The following is a 17,258-nucleotide window of genomic DNA, read 5'->3' as shown; positions in this document are numbered from 1 at the left end:
AGGATGGGAAAAAGTAGCCTCATCCTGCCTTTCAATCACGATTGCGCTAAGCATCGAGCAATCTTGGCCCCTCGTGGATGTTGGTCAGATAGTATTGACGGGCACGCCGTTGCTTGGCAACACGCCCAAGATATTGCAGAGGCCGACCGATCGCCTTTTGAAACGGTGACTGGCGCATCCACTGCTCATACCCTGCGGCAATTGGCCCCGCTAGCACATCCCGAAAGTACAGCGCGACGTTGTCTTCTGTAAACTCGGCGGCCCGTCGGAAGCCGTTTTCAACCATTGCAGTGTACAGTGCTGGATCATCCTGTAGCTTCTTGAGGGCCGCGATCGCCTGCTCTGGTCGAGTGACTTCAAAATAATCTAACTCGGATTGCCGTAATGCCTGATACGCAGGTTCAGGACTCATAATAGCGGGACAACCAGCAAACCAGGCATTGGTTAGCTTCAGCGCAGGCTTGAGGGTGCTGTCGTATTGGGTGATGTTGCGTACAGCAATCACCACATCAGCCGTTGTGTAGTTCCGCCAGCCATCAAAGCCCTCATCTTCGGAACTCAGCATGAGCTTAATGTTCATGTCGCTGAGAGCGCTTAGAAACTCTGGACTCTTAAAGCCTTCCGCCAAGTTGTAGCTGTTGCCTTTAAAGGTGAGGTTTTCAACCCGTGTACCACGTGCTGGATCGCGGGGTTGCAAATTTGGTTGGGGCCAGTGGGGCATAAAGTGGTGAGTCGAATCAACCACGCCGCGTTGATTTAACACAATGCATTGCGCACAAATTTCGGGGTGTGGGCGATCGTACTGCACAGTCACGACATAGCTGTTGTATGCGAAATCTGACAGGTGGATATAATCAAACGGCACAATACTGATACAGCCAGGAACCGGATCTGAGGCAAGGCGTACATTCAACCCCCGCTTCTTCAAATTCATGAATGTCTGGGCAGACCAGATGTCTTCTGAGATCACACACTGCTGATAAAGGGCACTGCTAATTGGCTGATCAGGGTTATTGATTAAATCTTGCCACTTCGCATCTTTGGTGATGAAATAAACCGGATGTGGCAGCAACGCTAATGGCTTTTGCTCATCGGTGAAGTAGGGATTCGTCTGATGCATGGACTCCAGTTGCGTCATAGGATTAAAGCTTTAACTATATTTCACCGATCAGATTGTTGTAGCCGTCTCTAGATGAAGAAAGTTTTTTGCGCGTCAGCTTCACTCAATTGAGAACGTTCACTGAGTGAGAGAAGGGACGTTGCATTTTGGTACCTGGATAAAAATGCTTGAACCAAAAAACCGAAGCACTGATCGGGGAGATACTTGAATATCAAATTACGAATGTTCAAAGAATAAAAGTATCGCTTCCTAAAGTATCTTGCGTCGATCAAGAAAGTTAAAATGCTGAGCGATTGTCTTCTCGAAATCTTTAAAGAATTGATCACAACAAATGATTCACTGCAAAGATCGTTCTTGTCTAGCAGGTAGCGCTGACTGAAGCTAGGAATTGAGGCTAGAGGATTGAGTTAGGATGTCTTTTTCTTAAAGCGAGAACCGCTCTTTTTTCAGCTTCACGCAGCCGATCGAGCGGCGGTGTAAAGCGAAACCGTCACCGTTTGCAAGCCATCAGGATGCTGCTGACAGGTTATGGTGCCACGCTGGACTTCAATGCGACGACAGCAAAGGATAATCTCCGTAGCAAAATCGCGATTACCTGCAGGCGCAAACCGTTGGGCTGTGATGCGAAGGTGAATGCGATCGTCTTGATGCTCAGCGCTCAGTACTACGGGCAAGCCAATATCAGAATATTTTGAACCTCTGGCTAAAAGATCAGTCAGCACGGCTTCAGTAAGGTCTTGGTCGGCTAAGGCCAAAGGCAATGGTATATCAATTTCGCAAATGAGGCAGGCAACACGTCCGTCTCTCGGCTCTAGAAGGTGGCGACTTACCGAGCCTAAAAGTGGCTCTAATGCCAGTGGTGCTAGCTTTACATCAACTTTACCAGCTTCTAACTTTTGCAGCAGCATGGTGTCTGCAATTAAATCGCAGAGGCCATGCACTTCGTTCTGGACGTTGGACAAGTGGTTATAGTAATCGGGTGATGCTTGAAGAGACTCGACCAACGGTCGCAAATGGCTCTCTAACGTGTCAAGCGATCGTCCCACTCGTCGCTCAAGCGAAGCAATGACCGTTTTTTGGGCTGTCAGGTACTTCTTCAGTTGCTCGTTTTCTGACTGCAACTGCTGGAGCGCGTTGGGCTGTGTTTTAGTGAGCGCGTGTGCTTGGGACATTGTGTCCAAAAAGTATGATTGCGTATAGTGATAGTTATAACCTGGTATTGTTAAGGATTGTAAAAAATTACCATTTTTCTACCGTTTTTCATGGCTGGTCTCTCAGGTTTGCTTGAGCATTTCGTCGCCACATCCAGGGCTTAATACGCCGTAGTGCGGAACCCGTCAAGCGTTGTTTATAAGCTTCGTCTGGGATGGCAGCAAGGTCTGCCAGGGTTGAGGTGACATTCCAGGGCTGCGGTTGAAAATCTGGCACATCAGTGGCTTGAGCAAAGCGTTGATTCCAGGGGCACACATCCTGGCAAATGTCGCAGCCTGCAACCCAACCTTGAAGGTGAGGCACGATCGTATCTGGTAAGGTTTCTGCCCGATTTTCGATCGTATGGTATGCAAGGCACCGATTAGCATCGACAATATGAGGTTGAGGAATGGCCCCTGTAGGGCAGGCATCCATACAGCGCGTACAGGTGCCGCAGTGAGCCGTATGGGGGCGATCTGGCTGGAGCGACAGGTTGGTCAAAACTTCGCCTAAAAACACCCACGAACCGTATTCTCGCGTGATCACGTTGCCGTTTTTAGCAAGCCAACCAATGCCTGCTTGCTGTGCCCAGACTTTATCCTGAACAGGCCCCGTATCTGCGTAGTAGCGAGCCTCTATGGATTCTCCTTGAGTACATATCCAGGTTGATAGTGCTTTCAGTTTTTTGTGTAGAACCTTGTGATAGTCGCGCCCCCAACCATAACGAGCAATTTTTGCCGTTGTGTTGCCATCAGGACGAGCGATCGAAGTGTAATAGTTCAACGCGACACAAATGACCGATCGCGCCTCTGGCATGACTTGCCGAATATCCTGCCGCTTGGGATTTTCCATCCAGGCCATATCAGCGTGATAGCCCTGGTTGAGCCAGGTACGCAGGTGTATTGCTGGATCTGATGCATGAGGCTCGATCGCAGCAATCCCAACTTTGTGAAAGCCTAGTTCCAGTGCTTTTTGCTTAATCTGGCGATCGAGAGACATCACGGCTGGTTTCTTGCATCTACTGAGTTGCTGGCTAAGAACCTTTCTGGTTGTGCGATCGAAAGCGTCCAGCGACAAATTCCCGCTCTTTGAGATGCTTGGTAGACCGACCGCTAACGCGCTTGCGCCACATTTTGAAGCTTGATGGCTGCATTTCTCGCCGCATGAGTGCAATCACCTGTTTTTCTAACAAGCCAAACTGTTGTTCGATCGCTTCAAAGGGAGTGCGGTCTTCCCACGCCATTTCGAGAATACGACCAATGGTTTCGGCATCAAGCTCTGGGAGATTCATCGTAGCAGCCTTAAACGCAGTCGAATAGCTCTAGCCTAACGCTGATAGAGGTTAATCGGCTGCTTACGACCTGAGTGATCAACGGCCATTATGCCAACGGGTTGCTATCTAACGGTTTAACCATGCGATGCAGCCCACCAGACCGGGTAAGCTGCTCAAAGCGCTGGGTTGATTTGCTACATGTAACGCGATAACCAAGGCGCTCAAATAACGCTCTAGCAGGAGTGTTGGCGTAGGTCACGTCGAGCGCGATCGCTCGACAATTGTAGGCATGGGCTTGCTTTTCGGCCTGGGTCAGCAAGTAAGTGCCTAACCCCTGTTGCTGAAAGGCTGGAAGGATACTCAGACCCAAAATATAGTAGTCCTGAGCTGCAATATCCTGCTTGATGCGTGTCAGGTCGGCTAGGTTGACCAGAATTTTGGGTAGCTTGCGAAGGGGCAAAATGCGTGCCATCACCTGATGCACTTTTTCATCAGCTTGACGCTTCAAAGAGCCAGGGTAGCTAATCATTACCCCAACAGGTTGACTGTGCACTTCAATAATTTGGGCGTGTTCGTAGCTGAGAGCGTGTTGAGGATAGGCAAACGCCTGACAAAAAATTGCTTCTGATTCATCAAAGGGCGACGCAAAAATGTAGCTGAACAAGGCTGGCCCTGCCGCAAAGAAAAGCGGAGCCGCCCAATCCACATCGTCCAAGATCGCGGGACGCAAAGTAATATTTTGTGCGAATGGTTGCAATAGCATGTCTAGCGCTCTACTCGTCACTTAGTATACCGAGGTTGGCACCAGGACGAACCACTGCTGTTGGCATTGGTCGTTCTGCTGGAAGCCGTTACTGAAGTAGACGGCGTTGCTAAAACGCTAGAAGTATCGAAACGAAGAATAAATTCACCGATTTTTGGGGCGATCGCAGTGAATACTGCTTTTAGTCTGAAGATTTTGTTGCGGAGTGGAGTTGCCCAAGCGTGAACTGGCTGTAAAGTCTCTATGCTTAGAGGGGTGACACTTTCACAAGAGAGTGCGTTAATAGAAATGTCAAAAAAAGACAACGAATTGATGTCGCTATGCTGCCGAGCTATACCGTGCGAGAAAGCCATAAGGCGAAGCACGTCTCTCTCAAGGTTTCAGTTGCAGGCAGTCTAGAGGTTGTGGTGCCTCAAGGGTATGACCAGACAGCGATCCCTGCGATCTTACAGCGCAAGCAACGCTGGATTAATCGAGTCACGCAGCAAGTTGAGACACGCCATGCGTTAGTTGGGATCGAACCCGCAGACAAGCTACCTGTGCAGCTATGCTTGCGAGCGATCGAACAGACATGGCAAATTGACTACTGCCCCACTCAGCTACCAGGCGTGCGGGCGATCGAACAACCCGACCTGAACCTCATGCTTTTTGGACAAACGGCTGACCAGAGTGCTTGTAGCGAGATGCTCAAACAATGGGTGATTGGCAAAGCTCAAAAGCATTTGCTTCCCTGGTTGCGAACCGTCAGCCAAGAGTTAGAGCTACCGTTTGAAACAGCGTCGGTGCGGGGCCAAAAAACGCGTTGGGGAAGCTGTTCTAGCCGTCAGACTATTAGCCTCAACTGTAAGCTGCTCTTTCTGCCGAGTGAACTGGTGCGCTACGTCCTCATTCATGAGCTATGCCATACCGTGCATCTCAACCACTCATCGGCGTTTTGGGCACTGGTTGCTCACTACGAGCCTTGCTATCAGCAGCTTGATGCAGGTTTGCGGGACGCTCGTTATCATGTGCCGTTGTGGATGGAAGCGTAGTCATGATGCATTACCTCGCTGTGGTCGGCAAAGTTGGTCAAGGTATAGTTAATTTGGCTAACGAGCACATATTGGCAGTAATCTAGCTGAGTGACAGGTCTTTCATCCTTTCACTCTAGCGATTTTTAGTTAGAGTCAAGTGCCTCTCCTCTTCGCTCTGCGTAAGTCTTATAATAGTACAATTGAATTATTTTGGCGCGTAATCAGGAAAAGGGTATGGGCGACGAAGATTACGAAGATTACAAAAAACGGTATGGTGCAGGTGGCATTCTTCGTAGCATAGGCTGGATGCTTACAGGAGGTATAGCCGTAGGTAGTTTGCTGGTGGGTGTTGGTGTCTGGCGTATGGGCGATCAAGTCTTCTCTACAGTGCAGTCCCTCTTCGACCCAACTCAGTCAGCACCGAAGGTCGATGTGCGATCGGTGGTTATCAAGCAAGTTCAAGGTGTGAGTGAGCTAACCACAGCCGTGTTCACCATGCAGGCCGTTGTGCCCACTAGCCAAAATACTACCTTTAATGGCTTTGTGATCGGGACTACGAAGCTGTTATACATTGCCTACGGCGAAGTAAAAGCAGGGATTGACTTAAGCAGCCTTACGCCTGACCGCGTCCAAATCGCTAGCGACACCATTCGTATTCAACTGCCGCCACCGAAACTACTCGATCACAAAATTGATGTCAGCCGCTCCAATGTCTACGATTACAACCGAGGTACACTTGGGCTTGGCCCTGACGTAGCCCCCGAATTACAAGCGTTGGCACAACAAGAGGCATTGAAAAAAATCGTTGAAGCGGCCTGTACTGACAGAGTGTTAGACAAAGCGAACGATCGCGCCAAGTTAGCTGTAACCCAACTGCTGACAACAGCAGGCTACCAAAATGTCACTGTAGAAACGCAGTCACCGCCATCAGCAGCCTGTACCGTTGCGCAACCCAATCAATAGCAAGGTTCCCGTCAGATAACGACCATTTGATGCTGCCAAGCGTTTGGTGGTGTTACCAGCATTTCTAAAAAATAAATTAAATTCAGTGATTGCGAGCAAGCAATCGTAACCTATTTCATTTTTTTGGGCACTATTACGTTGACTTTTGAGCCTTATCGACGGCCCTTGAGTACCATTCCTTCACTTGGAGCGTATACTTCCAGCCTTTTGCTTTTACAGCCATTTTCAATTGCATTCACCACACCCAACACCTTAAACCCCAAGCCCGCCCTCAGAGGATGTCTGAGAAGTGTCAGAGACGCTGCCTTCGCCCCCTCAATCCCCCAATTCTGGGGGACTTCCACCTCAGAACCCCTCAAATTTGGGGGGCAGGGGGGCGGTTCGGGTAGGTATTCATACCTTTTAAGACATCCTCTCAAGGGGCTGTGGCTTAGCTAATCAGTAACCGCTGTAAGTCAAGACTTGAGTGAACAATTGAAGCCCGTAACTTATTTCTTTCTCCTCCATCATCTCAGGATGGAGCTTCAATGACAGCATGTTCAGTGCGAAAAAGCTAAAAAGGAGACGTACATAGCTTGATGAAGCAGAACCGATCTGGTTGAATCAATAGAGCTTACTCACCTATACAAGAAGGCTGAGAAACAATCGCTCGTTTTTTATTTACTAGCGAAAGGTAATTTTCTTTTACTCAGTCTTCATATGGCAAGACTCTCCGTTGTTATCTTTATGATTGTCTGTATCGATGCTGCTTTAGCTATTAAGATAAGCTTAGTTGCTTGACATCTTCAGACGGTGGCTCTACATCCACAACACATAGTTGCTCAGTGGTGTAGGGTTGTAGCTTTAGCCTTCTCTCAAACATCAGTTGCGGACATTTGTATCGCACAGTGCCTAACGTCTTGATCGATCCCTATCAGCCATCATGGCGAGCCTTAACAATACCTGCTGTAACAAAGTTAAATCTTAATTTAACCTTTGAACTTCAGACTTCAAGCTACCATTTACTGAGGCGTAGAATTTTTTCACTGCGTCAATTATGCTTAAGCAGCTAAAGGAGGGCTATTTCTCAAAGGTCTAAATGGAACCACGCTCGTGTTAACTGCGAGCCTCAACAAGCGTTGATATTGTTGATTTTATTTCAACGCTCATATTAGTTAATTGACTGTCTCAGCTATTGTTCACTTTTCGTTTTTTGCCCGAGCGAAAAGCGGACTATACCCATTCTCAAGCTATTCAGTTAAGCCCCCTACTGCACTGGCTGCTTCCTCAAAAGGAAGACGTGAATCAGCAAGCAATTGGTGATCACATCATCGAGTCAAGGTACTAGCAACTTGGAGCCACTGACAACCCGTGCAGTTTATGATTAGAACTGGTTTGGGCACTTCTATGCCTTCTAGTTTCGGCTCATTAGACTGACATAGGAGAAGTGGGCTTTCCACGCTCTAACAAGCTACTGCCTTTGGTTTCACCATCTGCTTGCCATCAACCCATTACGATGGCGAAAGGAGCCAACCAATGCAACTTAGGGCAATTCCCTTTAGCGACTCACCACCAAAGCACATATTGGAGCAAATTGAGCAGGAATTTGGTGTAGACACCATACCGAAAGTCTTTAAACGGCTGGAGGCTCAACCGGCACTGCTAACACATCTCTGGGGACAATTTCGCGCCTTGGTGTTACAAGGTGACTTGCCTAGAGTGTTAAAAGAGATGGTAGGGCTCGTTGTTGCCACAGCCGCCAACTGTGACCATATTTGCGCAGTGTTATTACATAGCTTGATAGAACAACAGGCTGAACAGCTAACATTAGCGGCGATCATTCAAGGGAACTACAAAGCGGCAGAGGTGAGCCACGCAACGCTGGCTATACTGCGGTTTACAACAATGGCGATCAACAATCGAACATTAGCCAGAACACCCGCTGAACATCAGTGGCATCGACTACAGTATCAAACCAGGCAGGCGCTACATGACACGGGTTTAGAAGAAGACGAACAGTTGGAGCTGGTAGCCACGATCGCGCTCTTTGAACAACTGTGCCTAGTCACTAATTTGCTCCACCTCGATTCTGCTTGATTCTAAACAGGGTCTTTCTAAAGCATTTTGATCTGCTCCACAATTAAAGGCTGCACCCAAACAGATATGCCTAGGACTTACGCACTTGCCCCAAACCCTCAATACTGGGGGCTTTAATTGACTCGGTTCCCCCAGCATTGGGGGCTAGGGGGCGAAAGACGACCGCTTTTGCGTAAGTCCTGATGCCTTTATCTAGTTTTCGTTGAGTTGGGCGCGGTTCAGAGGCACCTAGACGGCGCAAAGCTGTTCTAAAGTAGCAACAAAATCTGGATAGGAGACGGCAACCGCTTCGGCACGATGAATGGTTGTGGAGCCAGTTGCTGTGAGTGCTGCGATCGCCAGACTCATGGCAATACGGTGATCGGTATAACTGTCTACTTCAGTGCTTACAAGCGGTGTGCCGCCAACAATCTCCATGCCGTCTGGTTGTTCCGTCACGCGAGCGCCCATTTGATTGAGTTGGTGAGCCATGACGGCAATGCGATCGCTTTCCTTCACGCGCAGTTCTGCCGCATCGCGAATAATGGTGGTGCCTTGAGCAACCGTAGCCGCGACAGCCAGAATCGGGATCTCATCGATCAACCGAGGAACGAGGTCTCCTGCAATAGTGCAAGCAGAGAGAGGGGGGCGATCGCCTGTACCCGCATAGCGCACATGCAGATCGGCAACTGGCTCTCCAGCTACCGTCCGAGCGTTTTCCTGGGTAATGTCTGCGCCCATGAGGAGCAGCGCTTCCAGTACCCCTGTCCGAGTCGGGTTGACACCCACGTTTTCGATCGTGAGATCGGCACCGGGCACGATCGCGCCAGTCACAAGCCAGAAAGCCGCCGAGCTAATATCTCCAGGCACAACTACTGGTTGCCCTTTCAACCTGGTTGGCCCAGTAACGGTGACGCTATGGGTTTCTGGATCGACCGTTAGATTGGCTCCAAATGCTTTGAGCATCCGTTCGCTGTGATCCCGTGAGAGGGCAGGTTCGGTCACGGTTGTTTGACCTTCAGTCATCAACCCCGCCAGCAATAGACAAGATTTGACCTGAGCAGAGGCGATCGGTGAGTGGTAATGAAAGGGCTTAAGCGATTGGCCCTGGATGGCTAAGGGTGCATAGGCTCCTTCTTGCCGTCCCCATAGTTCGGCTCCCATTTGCCGCAGTGGCTTTACAACGCGCGACATGGGACGCGATCGCAGGGATTGATCCCCGGTAACAGCAAAAAAGCGGCCAGGATGCGATGCCAGAACCCCTAGCATGAGCCGCAAAGTGGTACCAGAGTTTCCCGCGTTCAGAATATCAGACGGTTCTAACAATTGCCCTAAACCGATCCCTCGTACCGTCACACGTTCTGTATTGAGGGTAGAAATCTCTGCTCCCATCGCTCGAAAGCAAGCAGCCGTGCTGCGGGGATCTTCCCCCAGCAGCAGTCCGGCGATCGTCGTTTCTCCTTCTGCTAAAGCACCTAACATTAACGCTCGATGAGAGATTGACTTGTCCCCCGGTACTTGAATCCGTCCGTTAATGGTCAGCCCGGTTGTGGGCGGTGCAATGATGAGGTCTTGGTGAGGTTCAGCAGCTTTGAGGGAAATCACGTTCGGCGACATGGGGATCAGATAGACTAGGTGGGCATTGCGTTAGCGATCGTACCGCCTTTATGCAACTCCATCACCGCAAACCTGTCAGCCTGTTGCTGACTGCAACCGATTTACCTATGTGGTCAGGGCTTGAGACGGTTGGCACGCTCTACCAGAAAGATCAGGAACAGTTTCATCTCCTCATGACCGAGCCAACGGTAAGCGATCGTGAGTCTCTTGTAGGCAGCCACGATGTGACGACAGCGTCTCCAATTACGACACCACGCTTACTGTGGCTAGAGTTTTCGCCTTACCAAGTCACGTTAACCATGCAAGGCCAAGGGCAGTTTAGCTATCGACACGTTTGGCGACAGGGGCTATATGGTACAAGTCGCTACTGGTTGCAGTCTGACACGATGAAGCTGGAGGATGGACACTTTCAGCTGCGCAACTTCACTCGCAGTTTGACGTTAGAAGCACATCCACTACCCACTTTTCTGCGCGTGGAATATGAACTGTGGACAGCTAACATGTTGCTTGGACATTACGTTCTGAATCTTGATATTCGGCACTAAGCGATTCAGTTGGAGTTGTGTTTATTGTTGAGGGATAGCTTTCAGCTCTCGGCGGTTAGCTTTGGTAGCTGTGCAAATCTCAAAATAGAGTGCTGAGGATTGAGGACTGTAGATGCTTCAGCGTTTACCAATAGATGTGTAGAATTCAATCAGTACTTGCAGCATGGCGATTAAGCTTGTCTTGCACCAACCTCTTACATAATCTCAACCCTAATCAAGCTGATCGCTAATAGCTGACGGCTGATGGCTGACCGCTGATAGCTGGCCGGAATCAACGATCCCAATCGCTACACCAAAGGCAGCAAGGCCTCAACCAGTAACTGGTTTTGCTCGTCAGTGCCCACCGAAATTCTAAGCTTGTCGCTTAAGCCCGCTTGCTTGAAGTAGCGCACCAAAATACCGCGTTCCTTTAAGGCAAGGTAGATTTGTTCCGCATTGCCTTGGGGTGGCTGCGCCAGGAGAAAGTTTGCGTGCGATTCCCACAGGTGGAAGCCCAGTTGCTTGAGGTCGATCGCCAGCTTCGTTCGGGATGCTTTCACTTTTGCGGCACACTCGTTTTTGTATGCCTGATCGCGCATAGCTGCGGCACCCACTGCGTTTGCGATCGCGTCAATGTTGTAGCTGTCTTTGACCTTAAACAAACCACTCAACAGCGAAGGCTGAGCAATCCCAAAACCCAGCCGCAGCCCTGCCAGGGAATAGCCCTTCGACAACGTGCGCGTCACAATAACGTTTTCAAACTCCTGCACAAGGGGCAACGCTGAACCTTCGGCAAAATCGACGTAGGCTTCATCAATCACCAGTACGCCTGTGAGTGCAGTTGCCAGTTGGCGTAGTTCGTCGATCGCCACGACATGTCCAGACGGGCTATTGGGTGAGGCGATAAACGTAACGGCACCATTGGTCGCAATCAAATCTGCGATCGGCAAATGGTAATCGTCCCCATAGGGAATTTCGATTGTCTCGGCGGGCTGCATCGCGGTCAATGTGCGGTAAAGCACGTAAGTTGGTACTGGATACACGACGTTTCGCTTGGGTTCAGCACAGGCGCGAATGATGACATTGAGAATATCGTCACTGCCGTTGCCCACGATAATCCAATCGAGCGGTACCCCTAACGCGGCACTAACCGCTTGCCGAAATTCGTTGGCATAGGGATCGGGGTAGCGCCGCAGCCATTCGCCCTGGATGTTTTGCAGTGCCACGATCGCGTCTGGAGACGGCGGATACGGATTCTCGTTGGTATTGAGCTTGATGATCGTAGTATTGGGCTTTGGCTGTTCACCGGGAACGTAGCCCGTCATCGCAGCGATCGCTGGGCGAAAATAATGAGTCACGGCTATAGAAAAATACGTGCTGAGATAAATTGCAGACTGGAAAGTAGCTCATTGAGACAAAAATCCTGTGAGCAAAAGTGGCAGCAAGATCAGTGCAGAGACAATGAGCAAGAGTGTGCCTGCATCCACCTTAACCACGTTCACCTTTGGATCAGACATCTCATACCTCCACAAGCTCCGATCAATTACCTTAGCCTAAAGGATCGAGCCGTCTTTCTCAATGGCCTTTCCCAATGCGTGCTCATTCCACAGGAATACAGATTTGAAATCACCGTAGAGGCGTAGAGAACGCAAAGCGTTTCTGTTACTTCTGCGTCTTGGTGGATAATCGTAAGTTAACTTCAGAGGGTGTTTGAAATGTTCGGGACGCAGCACAACTTGAACAATCCAACGACAATAGGACTTATGCAGTCGCCCCTTTTCTTGTATACCCAAAGGGCTTTAAGCCCCAATTCTGGGGGACTTTAAGTTCTTGCTCCCCCTTTCTTGTATGCCCGCTAGGGCTATAAATTGGGGGCTGGGCAGGGTGGTTTCATATAAGAAAAGAATAAGCTGGACTCCTGATTTTTTCGCTGCGGTTCGCTTCAAATTGCGATCGCAGAAACAAGGCAATCGGGCTTTTGCTTTTTTCTACTGGTGTATGAAGCTACTCTGCCCAAATTTGGGGCTGGTAGGCTAGTTTTGTGAGAATTTGCGTAAGTCCTAACCTTTCTAGAATGAAGAAGGCTATACAAAACTCAAAACTTCCCCCACTCTCTACTCCCCACTGCCAAACTGATCGCTCATAGCAAAATAAGTCCCTGTCGTGCGCCTAGAATTACGGCTTCGGTGCGGCTAGAGGCATGAAGCTTGCTGAAAATAGAGCCGATGTGAAATTTGACGGTGTGCTCGGAGAGGTTAAGGCGACGGGCGATCGCTTTGTTGCCCAGTCCTTCTGCCAGCATGGTGAGCACTTCTACCTCGCGGTTGGTGAGCGCTTCGCCTTGTTCTATAGGGGTAGCACGAGTGCTGGAGGGCAAACTGCTGAGTAAGGGGCTGAGCAGGTCGGGGTGAATGACGGTTAAACCTCTGGCTGCCGCGACGATCGCGCCCACAAACTCAGTGGCGGTGGCATCGCTTGGTAGAATACCCCGCACTCCGGCATTGAGAACGCTGGCAATTGCAGGCGGTTGCCAGTCATCCACCATAACGACGATCGCGGGGCTGAGGCTCTCTATACTCCCTCCCTCCATTGCAGGCGCAGCGTTTCCTTCACCTAGATCGGTAATTATTACCGCTGGAATACCGTCTGTCTCCGCATCATTCCATTCCCACAGCACAACATCAGGCTGCGATCGTGCGATTTGCTGTGTCAGCGTTTCTGTCGTCGTAGGCCTGCTAACAAGGTCAATGTCTGAGCTGGAGGAAAGGAGCGCCTCTAGCCCAGCCTGCATCACCACCGAGCTTGCAGCGACCAGAACGCGGATCATGCTGCCTGTGGTTGAAAGGTTTTGCTGCATAGCACCACGTCCACTGTAAAGCGCCGATTCTGCCGTAAAACCTCCAACGGCAACCCGTCACCTACGTTTGAATTTTCTAGTAAATGGAAGAGTTCGTTGGGCGATTGAAAGAGGTTGCCGCGAACGCCCAGTAGCACGTCTCCAGCCTGCAATCCGGCGATTTCTGCTGGGCTCTGAGGCTCGATCGCCGTTAGCAAGAGACCGATCGCCAACTGACGCGCAAGCCGCACGCCCACTGGTTGGGCAGTAATCCCTAAGAATGGTTCGTCGCTGCCCTGGCTAAGGAACTGCTGCACGACGTGACTCGGCACCGCAAAGCCCCGACCGTGCACAATCATAGTGTTGATGCCAATAATCTGTCCTTGCGCGTTTGCCAACGGACCACCCGAATTACCCGGAGCAAGTTGAATATCGGCTTGAATCCAGTGCTGGTTGCCATAATGGGGCTTGAAGCTGTGGATGATGCCCGTTGTGAGCGCTCCCACAACGCCCCACGGATTGCCCATTGCCACCACGACTTCGCCCACCCGCAGCCGGGTTGAATCCGCGATCGCTCCTGCGGTCAGCCCTGTTGCTTCGACCTTTAGCGCGACCAAATCCCGCTGCCGATTGCGTGCTGTTACCACTGCTTCCAACACCTGCCCATCCGCAAGTTCGACCGTAGCGCTGTTTCCCGTGACCACATGGGCATTGGTCATAATGACCCCATCGGCACTCCAGATCACGCCTGATCCGGCTCCCTGGCGCTGGGTACGTACCTGTACGGTAGACTGACGAAGGTGTTTGGCGATCGCAGCGATCGCCCCCGCAAGGTCTGGCTGAACGATCCCTGGCTGAACAAATTGATTCTCTTGCATCCTTCTACCCTCGCGTTTGGTGTGGTCGTTCGCCAACCGTAATCGTGATTTCAATTAACGCGCCGCCACGAATAATCTGTGCTGTAAGCGGTTGCCCGACTTGTTCTGGGTCTAGTAAATTGTGGACATCGCCGACATCGCTAATGGGTGCGCCGCCCAGGGCAATGAGAATATCACCCAATAAGACACCTGCCTGCTCCGCAGGGCCATCGGGTTCGACGCTGACGACAATGACTCCCTGACGGTTAGCCAGGTGCAGTCGATCGAGCAGTGCGCGGGGTAGCTCCACGGATTGCATCCCCAAACCCAGAAAGCCACGTTGGGAACCGCCACCTTGCAGCAGGCGATCGACCACTCGGTTCACGGTAGAAGCTGGAATGGTTAGCGCCATGTGTCGTGGTCCCGCTGTATTGATGCCGACCACTTGCCCCTGTGTGTCAACTAGAGCACTCCCTGAAAACCCTGGATATAGCATGACCGACGGACGAATGAACTGGTCAATGCGCCCACCATGCCAAGAGCGCCATGTACCACCGATCGCGCTAATCACACCAAAGCTGGCACTCACTCCACTATCACTACCGCGTGCGATCGCCAGCACCAGATGGCCGACTTTAAGCGCGGCAGGGTCGCCAACTGTTGGGACTTGTAAAGCGGGTGGTGAATTTTCACTGAGCTGTAAAACCGCTAAATCGGTTCCTGGGTCGCGTCCGACCAAGGTTGCAGTCACGGTGCGATCATCTGGCAGCGTTACTGTGAGTTCGTCATCTCGACCGATCGCGTGTTCCGCTGTTACGATGATGCCTGGTCGCCAGTAAACACCACTGGTCGATCGCCGTCGTCGTCCATTCATCGCTACCACCGATGCGCCTGCTTGTTCAACGATCGTTGCCAGTTGATCCGAAAACGCGATTAACGATCGGTTTTCCTCAGAACGTAGATTTGGGGGTGAATTCGTCATGTCATGTCTCCATAAAATTTAGCGTTTAACGATTAGCGCTTTGTGCATCTGCTAATGGTTGCCTCCGCCTATATTCAGGATGCAAGCTTTGCCTGTTCAACCACATCGACGAAATGGGGAGTAAGACCCTGGAAAAATGGCTAGGCTTGTGGCTGCAATGTGCAAGGTGGCAGGAGAAAGCATTCTCACTTAAAGAAAGGAAAGCATTCTCATTGCTGTTCTACCGCTGAGGTGCTGAGGCCGCAGAGACCTCGTTTTGCAGTCTTTGTATTTTCTGCGATCGCGTGTTTCGTCTTTTCAATCGCGGCAACATTGGCTGAACGTATGGTTTTGATCCGTTGTTTCAAGTGGTAGTATCTGAGCGATCGCGGTGTTTGTGCGATCGTCCTAATATGCATCGGCTTCAGGTTCACAAATTAAGCCTCCACTCAGCTTTACTTCAAGGGTTTCTTAGCTTCAGGCGCGACACTTTCAAAAAGCAGTTCCATCAAGCAAACGTCTCAGGGAGAGCCATACCGCATGGAAACAGCAGATTTAATTGTGATTGGCAGCGGTCAGGGTGGCATTCCACTGGCGGCTGACTATGCCAGAGAGGGGCGCAATGTCGTCTTGTTTGAACGCGATGCGGTGGGCGGTAGCTGCATTAACTATGGCTGCACTCCCTCCAAGGCATTTCTGGCAGCGGCTCATGGGGCAGGACGAGCGCGTCAGGCTGAAAAGTTGGGCATTCATACCCATGTTGAAGTTGATTTTCCGACGGTGATGGAACGAGTACGCGGGATTCGCGATCGCTTTAACCAGGGTGCCCGCAAGCGCTTAGACGGTGCAGGTGTGAGAGTGGTCTGTGCCGAAGCCTCCTTTGTAGGTGAGCGCACGGTAAAAGGTGGGGATGTCACGGTACAAGCGCCGTTAGTCGTCATCAATACGGGCACTTCATCCTTGATCCCCGATGTACCTGGTCTGGCAGGTACGCCCTATTTGACAAACCGAAATTTTTTCGACTTGAAAACCTTACCGTCTCGTTTGTTAGTGCTAGGTGCAGGCTACATCGGACTAGAACTGGGTCAAGGATTAGCGCGCTTAGGCAGTGAGACTCATCTCATCGTGCGAGGCGATCGCGTGTTGGGGCAAGAAGAACCCGATGTGAGCGATGTTCTGGCTGATGCGCTCAAGCAGGATGGCATGCACCTTCACTGTGGCGTAAATGTCGAGCAAGTGGCGCATGAGAACGAGACGTTTACGCTCACCTTGAGTAATGGGGAACAACTCCAAGGCGATGCATTGCTGGTGGTGATTGGACGCAAACCCAATACAGACGCATTGAACGTCGCAGCCAGCGGAATTGAACTCGACGATAAAGGCTTTGTCAAAATTGACGATCAATTCCATACCACCTGTTCTGGTGTGTATGCGATCGCCGATGCGGCGAAGCAGCCTGCTTTTACCCATGTGTCTTGGGAAGATTATCGTCGTCTCAAAGCCATTCTTAAGGGTGAACAGCGCACCCGTGACGATCGCGTTCTGGGATACGCCGTATACACCGAACCGCAAGTAGGACGCGTCGGCATGACGATCGAACAGGCGCAGAAAAAAGGCATCAACGCGCGTAGCGTTACCCTACCCATGAGCCAGATTGCCCGCGCGATCGAGTGGGGGCACGATTTCGGCTTCTACCGTATGGTAATTGACCAGGACACCAACAAAATCTTGGGAGCCACGCTGGTTGGGTATGAAACCGCAGAGCTAGTCCACGTCTTTTTATCGTTAATGGAAGCCGGAGCCACCTGGCAATTGCTAGAACAATCGGTGCACATCCATCCCACCTACGGAGAAGCGTTACCCAGTCTGGCACGATTGCTGATCGACAGTCCCTAATATGGCATTCGCCAGTGGGCGATCGTGCGTAAAGCCAAAAGCTTTGCACCTGAAACAGGATTCATGCTGCTTCAAGTAGGAACATTTCTGTTTTAAGCGAGAGTGTTTCTGCTTGAAACAGGAACATTCTCATTTCGGTAGTGCTAAAGAGGTAAGGATGCATTGTAGTGGTGAATGAAAAACCAGATC

The 17,258-nt window shown here is 50.8% G+C and carries 17 protein-coding genes; 6 read left to right on the top strand and 11 right to left on the bottom strand.

Annotated features, from left to right (window positions below; translation table 11 throughout):
• Nucleotides 1-46: 46 nt before the first annotated feature.
• From AC5JLP_RS18305 to AC5JLP_RS18285, 5 genes are all read right to left on the bottom strand, one after another.
• Nucleotides 47-1,138 (bottom strand): glycosyltransferase, encoded by a 1,092-nt coding sequence (locus AC5JLP_RS18305; RefSeq protein WP_496069374.1) that lies wholly within the window; start codon nucleotides 1,136-1,138, stop codon nucleotides 47-49.
• Between the two features lie 434 nt (nucleotides 1,139-1,572).
• Nucleotides 1,573-2,292 (bottom strand): ATP-binding protein, encoded by a 720-nt coding sequence (locus tag AC5JLP_RS18300; RefSeq protein WP_496069373.1) that lies wholly within the window; start codon nucleotides 2,290-2,292, stop codon nucleotides 1,573-1,575.
• An 88-nt stretch (nucleotides 2,293-2,380) separates the two neighbouring features.
• Nucleotides 2,381-3,310: a tRNA epoxyqueuosine(34) reductase QueG gene (gene queG, locus AC5JLP_RS18295; RefSeq protein WP_496069372.1), complete on the bottom strand. Its 930-nt coding sequence runs from the start codon at nucleotides 3,308-3,310 to the stop codon at nucleotides 2,381-2,383.
• 34 nt (nucleotides 3,311-3,344) lie between these two features.
• Nucleotides 3,345-3,602: a TIGR03643 family protein gene (locus tag AC5JLP_RS18290; RefSeq protein WP_496069371.1), complete on the bottom strand. Its 258-nt coding sequence runs from the start codon at nucleotides 3,600-3,602 to the stop codon at nucleotides 3,345-3,347.
• 88 nt (nucleotides 3,603-3,690) lie between these two features.
• Nucleotides 3,691-4,347, bottom strand: a complete 657-nt coding sequence (locus AC5JLP_RS18285) for a GNAT family N-acetyltransferase (RefSeq protein ID WP_496069370.1) — start codon at nucleotides 4,345-4,347, stop codon at nucleotides 3,691-3,693.
• Nucleotides 4,348-4,407: 60 nt separating this feature from the next.
• Between AC5JLP_RS18285 and AC5JLP_RS18280 the strand changes: the two genes are divergently transcribed.
• The 4 genes from AC5JLP_RS18280 (at nucleotide 4,408) to AC5JLP_RS18265 (ending at nucleotide 8,399) form a co-directional block, all read left to right on the top strand.
• On the top strand, nucleotides 4,408-4,572 hold the full coding sequence (locus AC5JLP_RS18280; protein WP_496069369.1) for a hypothetical protein: 165 nt from the start codon (nucleotides 4,408-4,410) through the stop codon (nucleotides 4,570-4,572).
• Nucleotides 4,573-4,667: 95 nt separating this feature from the next.
• Nucleotides 4,668-5,378: a M48 family metallopeptidase gene (locus AC5JLP_RS18275; RefSeq protein ID WP_496069368.1), complete on the top strand. Its 711-nt coding sequence runs from the start codon at nucleotides 4,668-4,670 to the stop codon at nucleotides 5,376-5,378.
• 216 nt (nucleotides 5,379-5,594) lie between these two features.
• Entirely contained in the window at nucleotides 5,595-6,323 is a 729-nt protein-coding gene (locus AC5JLP_RS18270) for a DUF4230 domain-containing protein (protein ID WP_496069367.1), read from the top strand.
• Nucleotides 6,324-7,838: 1,515 nt separating this feature from the next.
• Nucleotides 7,839-8,399: a carboxymuconolactone decarboxylase family protein gene (locus AC5JLP_RS18265; RefSeq protein ID WP_496069366.1), complete on the top strand. Its 561-nt coding sequence runs from the start codon at nucleotides 7,839-7,841 to the stop codon at nucleotides 8,397-8,399.
• 228 nt (nucleotides 8,400-8,627) lie between these two features.
• Here the strand turns inward: AC5JLP_RS18265 and aroA are convergent, their stop codons facing one another.
• On the bottom strand, nucleotides 8,628-9,995 hold the full coding sequence (gene aroA / locus AC5JLP_RS18260) for a 3-phosphoshikimate 1-carboxyvinyltransferase (RefSeq protein WP_496069365.1): 1,368 nt from the start codon (nucleotides 9,993-9,995) through the stop codon (nucleotides 8,628-8,630).
• A gap of 50 nt (nucleotides 9,996-10,045) precedes the next feature.
• Here aroA and AC5JLP_RS18255 point away from each other — a divergent pair, with 50 nt between their 5' ends.
• Nucleotides 10,046-10,540 carry a ubiquitin family protein gene (locus tag AC5JLP_RS18255; RefSeq protein WP_496069364.1) on the top strand — a complete coding sequence of 165 codons (495 nt, stop codon included), beginning with the start codon at nucleotides 10,046-10,048 and terminating at the stop codon, nucleotides 10,538-10,540.
• Nucleotides 10,541-10,827: 287 nt separating this feature from the next.
• On the opposite strand, the gene hisC is transcribed toward AC5JLP_RS18255, so the two are convergent.
• From hisC to AC5JLP_RS18230, 5 genes are all read right to left on the bottom strand, one after another.
• Nucleotides 10,828-11,877, bottom strand: a complete 1,050-nt coding sequence (hisC, locus tag AC5JLP_RS18250) for a histidinol-phosphate transaminase (protein WP_496069363.1) — start codon at nucleotides 11,875-11,877, stop codon at nucleotides 10,828-10,830.
• A gap of 782 nt (nucleotides 11,878-12,659) precedes the next feature.
• Complete coding sequence (locus AC5JLP_RS18245; protein ID WP_496069362.1) at nucleotides 12,660-13,376, bottom strand: LuxR C-terminal-related transcriptional regulator; 717 nt, start codon at nucleotides 13,374-13,376, stop codon at nucleotides 12,660-12,662.
• Nucleotides 13,343-14,233: a S1C family serine protease gene (locus tag AC5JLP_RS18240; protein ID WP_496069361.1), complete on the bottom strand. Its 891-nt coding sequence runs from the start codon at nucleotides 14,231-14,233 to the stop codon at nucleotides 13,343-13,345. The genes AC5JLP_RS18245 and AC5JLP_RS18240 overlap by 34 nt, the downstream gene beginning before the upstream one ends.
• Before the next feature lie 4 nt (nucleotides 14,234-14,237).
• Nucleotides 14,238-15,194, bottom strand: coding sequence for a S1C family serine protease (locus tag AC5JLP_RS18235; RefSeq protein WP_496069360.1), 957 nt, complete (start codon nucleotides 15,192-15,194; stop codon nucleotides 14,238-14,240).
• A gap of 209 nt (nucleotides 15,195-15,403) precedes the next feature.
• A complete protein-coding gene (locus AC5JLP_RS18230; RefSeq protein ID WP_496069359.1) occupies nucleotides 15,404-15,607 on the bottom strand; it encodes a hypothetical protein in 204 nt (67 codons plus the stop codon).
• 106 nt (nucleotides 15,608-15,713) lie between these two features.
• Here AC5JLP_RS18230 and AC5JLP_RS18225 point away from each other — a divergent pair, with 106 nt between their 5' ends.
• Nucleotides 15,714-17,069, top strand: a complete 1,356-nt coding sequence (locus AC5JLP_RS18225; RefSeq protein ID WP_496069358.1) for a dihydrolipoyl dehydrogenase family protein — start codon at nucleotides 15,714-15,716, stop codon at nucleotides 17,067-17,069.
• Nucleotides 17,070-17,258: the final 189 nt, after the last annotated feature.

Source organism: Stenomitos rutilans, from assembly GCF_059505485.1.
This window is presented reverse-complemented; position numbering and strand designations above follow the sequence as displayed.